Origin of the sequence: Sphingomonas sp. (assembly GCF_019242355.1) — a bacterium.
Classification (GTDB): Bacteria; Pseudomonadota; Alphaproteobacteria; order Sphingomonadales; family Sphingomonadaceae; genus Sphingomicrobium.
In genome coordinates this window covers 1-5620 of record NZ_JAFAVR010000175.1, presented here as the reverse complement: position 1 = coordinate 5620, position 5620 = coordinate 1, and the positions used below count along the sequence as shown (strand labels likewise).

At 64.9% G+C, this 5620-nt stretch carries 7 protein-coding genes; 3 read left to right on the top strand and 4 right to left on the bottom strand.

The window, feature by feature from the left end; all coding sequences use genetic code 11:
* Both JOZ79_RS08820 and JOZ79_RS08815 read right to left on the bottom strand, forming a co-directional pair.
* A partial coding sequence (locus tag JOZ79_RS08820) for a MaoC family dehydratase (RefSeq protein ID WP_294073312.1) occupies positions 1–277 on the bottom strand: 277 nt, incomplete at its 3' end.
* A gap of 9 nt (positions 278–286) precedes the next feature.
* On the bottom strand, positions 287–2599 hold the full coding sequence (locus tag JOZ79_RS08815) for a transketolase (RefSeq protein WP_294073310.1): 2313 nt from the start codon (positions 2597–2599) through the stop codon (positions 287–289).
* A 146-nt stretch (positions 2600–2745) separates the two neighbouring features.
* Between JOZ79_RS08815 and JOZ79_RS08810 the strand changes: the two genes are divergently transcribed.
* The gene (locus tag JOZ79_RS08810; RefSeq protein ID WP_294073308.1) at positions 2746–3471 is read left to right on the top strand and encodes a hypothetical protein; all 726 of its coding nucleotides are present in this window, start codon (positions 2746–2748) and stop codon (positions 3469–3471) included.
* 13 nt (positions 3472–3484) lie between these two features.
* Here JOZ79_RS08810 and JOZ79_RS08805 read toward each other — a convergent pair whose 3' ends face one another.
* A complete protein-coding gene (locus JOZ79_RS08805) occupies positions 3485–3859 on the bottom strand; it encodes a helix-turn-helix domain-containing protein (protein WP_294073306.1) in 375 nt (124 codons plus the stop codon).
* A gap of 134 nt (positions 3860–3993) precedes the next feature.
* On the opposite strand from JOZ79_RS08805, the gene JOZ79_RS08800 reads away from it, so the two are divergent.
* Together JOZ79_RS08800 and JOZ79_RS08795 are read left to right on the top strand one after the other, a co-directional pair.
* Positions 3994–4545, top strand: coding sequence for an NAD(P)H-dependent oxidoreductase (locus tag JOZ79_RS08800; RefSeq protein WP_294073304.1), 552 nt, complete (start codon positions 3994–3996; stop codon positions 4543–4545).
* Positions 4546–4695: 150 nt separating this feature from the next.
* Complete coding sequence (locus tag JOZ79_RS08795; RefSeq protein ID WP_294073302.1) at positions 4696–4941, top strand: DUF6582 domain-containing protein; 246 nt, start codon at positions 4696–4698, stop codon at positions 4939–4941.
* A gap of 8 nt (positions 4942–4949) precedes the next feature.
* On the opposite strand, the gene JOZ79_RS08790 is transcribed toward JOZ79_RS08795, so the two are convergent.
* On the bottom strand, positions 4950–5620 hold a 671-nt coding region (locus tag JOZ79_RS08790), incomplete at its 5' end, for a dihydrolipoamide acetyltransferase family protein (protein ID WP_294073300.1).

The window sequence follows — 5620 nt, the reverse complement described above, 5'->3', positions numbered from 1 at the left end:
GCGGGAAACCGATCTTCTCGTAACCAAGGTTGGCGACCAAAGTGCCGAGCGTCGTGTCGTGGACGCTGATCCCGACCAGCAAGCTGAAGGTGAAGCAGCTGTTGACGAGCGGCTTGCCGAATTCGGTCTTGGCCGCTGCTTCGACGTCGAGGTGCAGCGGCTGGGGATTGTGGGTGAGCGTCGTTATGAGGAGGTTGTCGGTCTCGGTCACGGTCCGCGTGATCGCGTGGGCGACTCGGTCGCCAACCTGCCACTCGTCGAAGAAACGCCCGGCCATCGCTCGCTCCTAGGCAGGGAGCAGAAGCTCCGCAACGGCTTGTGTGATCGCGGCGCCGTCGAGGCGGTAGGTGGCGTAGAGGTCGGCGAGGCTGCCGGTCTGGCCGAATTTCTCGACTCCGAGAGGCGCGACGCGCTGTCCGAGAACACCGCCGAGCCAGGACAGGGAGGCGGGAGCGGCGTCGGCGAGGGTGACCAAGCCAGCGGTGCGGGGGAGGGCGGAGAGCAATGTCTCGACGTGGCTCAGGTTCCGCGTTCCGCTCCATCGCGCCGCTTGTGCGGCCGTCCAGCCGCGGTGGAGGAGGTCGGGCGAAGTGACGGCGAGCAGGCCAAGGCCGGGGACGTCGTCCTTGAGCTCCTCCCAGGCGGCGAGGGCCTCCGGCATGATCGCGCCCATCGCGACGATCGCGGCTTCGGCGTCGCGCCCGGGAGCACGCAGCCAATAGCCTCCCTCGAGCGCGCCTTCGCGCCAACTGTCGCCGGTGCGATCGATTTGTCGGATGCTTCGAGTCGAAAGGCGCAGGTAGGTGCTTTCGCCTGCCGGGTCGTCGATCAGGCGGAAAGCCTCCTCCATCATCGCCGCAAGTTCGTCGGCAAAGGCGGGCTCGTAGTGGCGGAGGCCCGGCTGGCCCATGGCGATCAGCGGCGGGTTGATCGACTGATGGGCACCGCCTTCGCCGGCGAGCGTGATCCCGCTCGGCGTCGCGACCAGCAGGAAGCGCGCGTCCTGGTAGCAGGCGTAGTTGAGCGCATCGAGGCCGCGGGCGATGAACGGATCGTAGAGCGTGCCAATCGGGACCAGCCGCTGGCCGAACAGGTCGCCCGAGAGGCCGGCGGCAGCGAGCATCAGGAACAGGTTGCTCTCGGCTATCCCGAGCTCGATGTGCTGGCCTTTGTTGCTTGCGCCCCATTTTTGCGCGGATGCAATTTTTGCCTGGGCAAAGACATCGTCGACATTGCTTCGCCGGAACAGGCCGCGCTGGTTGACCCAGGCGCCGAGGTTGGTCGACACGGTAACGTCGGGCGAGGTGGTGACGATGCGGTCGGCGAGCGGCCCGCCGGCCTTCGACAGGTCGAGGAGGATGCGCCCGAACGCAGCCTGCGTGGATTGCTCCTCGCCCGTGGGCACGGGGATGGCGGGAACGGAAATTGTGCCGAAGCTGCGAGGCCTCTTCTCGCGCATGACGCGAGCGCGATCGATCAGCGCCTCGACCCCGGGCCGTTCATTGTCGCCGACGCCCTCCAGCGGCTCCCATTCGCGGCCTTCGGCGACGCCCATGCTGTCACGCAGGGCCGCCGTCTGCGTCGGGTTCATCAGGCCGGCGTGATTGTCCTTGTGGCCGGCGAAGGGCAGTCCGAACCCCTTGATCGTCCAGGCGATGAACAGGGTGGGGACGTCCTCCTGCGCGGCGTCGAACGCCTCGACCAGCGACTCCATGCAATGGCCGCCAAGGTCGCTGAACAGCGCCGACAGCGATGCGTCGTCGTGGCTCTTGAGGAACCGCGCGGCGGGTTTGCCGAGATCGCGCTCGATGCGCGCCCGCAACGCTGCGCCGCCCTGGTAGTGGAGCGCCGAGAGGTCCGCGTTGGGCAGCGCGTCGAACCAGTCCTTGAGCGTGGGGTCGGCGTCCAGCGTGGCCTTCAGCTTTTTGCCGTAGCGAAGCTCGACGACCCGCCAGCCGCAGCTTCGGAAGATTTCGTCGAACCGCTCGAACATGCGGTCGGCGCTGGTCGCGTCGAGGCTCTGGCGGTTGTAGTCGACGATCCACCACAGGTTGCGGACATCGTGCTTGTGGCCCTCGATCAGCGCTTCGTAGATATTGCCTTCGTCGAGCTCGGCATCCCCGATCAGCGCGACGAAGCGGCCCCGGTCGGTTTCGGGCAGCAAGCCATGCGCGGTGAGGTAATCCTGGATCAGGCTGGCGAAGAGCGTGATGGCGACGCCCAGGCCGACGGAGCCTGTCGAGAAATCGACCGGAATCCGGTCCTTGGTCCGGCTCGGATAGGATTGCGCGCCGCCGAGACCGCGGAAGTTCTCCAGCGCCTCGCGGCTCTGACTGCCGAGCAGATAATGGATCGCGTGCAGCACAGGCCCGGCGTGAGGCTTCACCGCGACCCGGTCGTTGGGCCCAAGCGCGTGGAAATAAAGGGCCGCCATGATCGCGCTCATCGACGCGCTCGACGCCTGGTGCCCGCCGACCTTCAGCTCGTCTTCGCTCGGGCGGATGTGGTTGGCATGATGGATGGTCCAGGCCGACAGCCATCGCAGCCGCTCGTCGAGGATCCTGAGGGCTTCGATATCGGTAGTGACGGGCTTCAGCATGGGAGCCGATTAGACGAGCCGGGCGTCGTCGAAAAGCGATGGCTGCGGCGATGACGACGTCTGGCGCACGGGGCGCCCTTGCCGCACTATTGCAACTGCGAAGCGTTCGCAATAAGTGCCGGTCCGTACCGAAGGACGGGGGGTTCATGAACAGGCATTGGCTTATCGCAGCGTTGGTTCTGCTTGCTCCGTCGGCGGCGGATGCCGCCCCGGGGCTCGACGATGTGGTCTATGGGGCGACCGTCGAAGCGGGCAGGTCCGAGATCGAAACTCGCTATGGCCGCCTTGCCGGTGGGCCCGCGGACGGCGCGGATGCGTTTGTAATTGAAGCTTCCCACGCCTTCACGTCGCGCTTCTACGCGGCTGGCCTTGCGGCGTTCGAGCGCGATCCGGGGAGTGGCCGCCGTCTTGATGCGCTCGCACTCGAAGGCATCTACACTCTCGGCCACGTCAAAAGTCTCGATCTCGACGCGGCGATCTATGTCGAAGTGGAGCATGCCCTTCACGGGCCGGATAATCTCGAGACGAAGCTGTTGCTGGAGCGCCGCAAAGGCCCGTTCGACGCTCGTCTTAACCTGATTGCCGAGAGACAGTTCGTGTCGGGCGATCCTGTCGACTTCGGCTACGCCGCGTCCGCGGACTACGAAATCGCTGACGACATCAGCTTGGGCGTCGAAGCATTTGGCGAATTGGGAACGTCGCGATCGCTGACGACCCGGAGCGAACATTACGTCGGACCCGCGGCCAAGATTGAGCTCGATCATGCTGGGCCCGGCGAACTGGAACTGCGGGCGGGCTATCTCTTCGCCGTTGACAGGGCTCGGGACGACGCCCGAGGCCAATTGCGTTTCGGGCTGGAATATGAATTCTGACAGCCAGCCGACCTCACGCCGCTTCCGCTCGGCCGCGCTCCGCATCGAACCGCGCCTGTGCCGAGTGGATGCGCTCGACATTCTCCGTCGCCCATGTCGCTAGGCCGCAGATCGGTTTCTGCAGCGACTTCCCGAGATCGGTGAGCTCATAATCTACGCGGGGCGGGATGGTCGGCGTGACGGTGCGGCTGACGAGGCCATCGCGCTCGAGGTTGCGCAGGGTGAGGGTCAGCATTCGCTGCGAGACGCTGGGGATTTCGCGGCGAAGCTCATTGAAGCGCTTCGACCCGTCGCCGAGCGTCTGCACCACCAGCACGGTCCACTTGTCGCCGATCCGCGAGAGCAGGGTGCTGATCGTTCGGCATACAGGGTTGGTCGGATCCTTCATTTTGCTCTCCGGTCACAGCACTGTTCCTGCACCACAAATTTGTTCTTGGCGCACAAATCAGTGCGTTCTTGCTACTGATTTCGTCCCGGTTATCTAGGGTGCCTCGGTATCAATTCCATACCTAGGAGGCAATAGTGACCATCCTTCACATCGACAGCAGCATCACCGGCGAACAAAGCGCAAGCCGCGCGATCAGCAAGGCGGTCGTCGACCAGCTGCACGGCGCGGCCCCTGATGCCCAGGTGGTCCATCGCGACCTGGTCGCCGAGCCGCTGCCGCACCTGACTCTCGACGCCTTCGCCGACAGTTCGGTGGTCGAGGAGTTCCTGGCCGCGGACACGGTGGTGATCGGCGCGCCGATGTACAATTTCACCTTGCCGACCCAGCTCAAGGCGTGGCTCGACCGCATTCTCGTGGCAGGCAAGACCTTCCGCTACACCGAGGCCGGACCGGAGGGGCTCGCCGGCGGCAAACGCGTAATCATCGCGCTCGCCCGCGGCGGCTATTACAACGCCGGATCGCCTGCGAGCGCGCTCGAGCATCTCGAGACCTACCTGACCGGCGTCTTCGGCTTCATCGGAATCCGGCCGGAGTTCGTCGCCGCCGACGGCCTCAATCTCGGCGCGGAGCAGCGCGAGAGCTCGGTCAAGCAGGCGCTTGGCGAGACGGTGCGGCTGGCGGCCTGACGTCCTCATCGGTGGCGTCGACGCACGCATCGGCCCACCGGTCGGAGCCCTGGCTCGATCCTCTCCCCGCTCAGCGAGCCGGGGCTCCTTTCATTACAAAATCGAACACTCTCCGGGCCTTGCGCGTTGTTAGTGCGGAAGGAGCCAATGATGTCCGAACTCAGTGAAAAGCAGCGCGACGATCTCGACGACGATCAGTATGCGTTCCCGAAAGAGCGCAAGGAGCCGCTGAACAATGCCTCCCACGTCCGCAACGCGATTGCCCGGTTCAACCAGGTGAAGGGTGTCAGCGACGACGAGCGCGATTCGGCGTGGCGGCGCATCAAGAAGGCTGCGGACAAGCATGGCGTCGACGTGCCGGAAAAGAGCTGGCACGACCTCAAATCGAAGAAGTAGCCTTAGGCTCAGGCGCTCAAGAGCCGGATCGGATTCTCGATAAAGCCCTTGAGCGTCTGCATGAAGCTTGCCGCGTCCCAGCCGTCGATGACACGGTGATCGCAGGACAGCGACAGGTTCATGCGTTTGCGGACCTCGATCTCGTCGTCGATCGGGACCAGCTTGTCCTCGATCTTGTTGACCGCGACGATCGCGACCTGGGGCGGATTGACGACCGGGGTCGAGGTGATTCCGCCCAATGGCCCAAGGCTGGAGACGGTGAAGGTGGCTCCGCTGAGCTCTTCACGGGTTGCCTTGTTCGAACGGGCGGCGTCGGACAGGCGCAGGATTTCGGACGCGAGCTCCCACACCGAGCGGCTCTGAGCGTCGCGGATGGTGGCGACCATTAGACCGTTCGGAGTCTGGGTGGCGACGCCCATCTGTACCGAGCCATGGCGGGTGACGACCATCGCCTCGTCGTCGAAGGTCGCGTTCAGCATCGGCCAATCGGCGAGCCCGCGTGAAAGCGCCGTAATCAGGAATGGAAGCAGGGTCAGCTTCGGATTGGAGCCGCGGTCGCGGTTCATCATCTGCCGCGTCTCCTCGAGCGCGGTGACGTCATATTCCTCGACCAAAGTGAAATGCTGGATGCGCCGATTGGCCTCGGCCATGTTCTCCGCGATCTTGCGGCGCAGGCCGA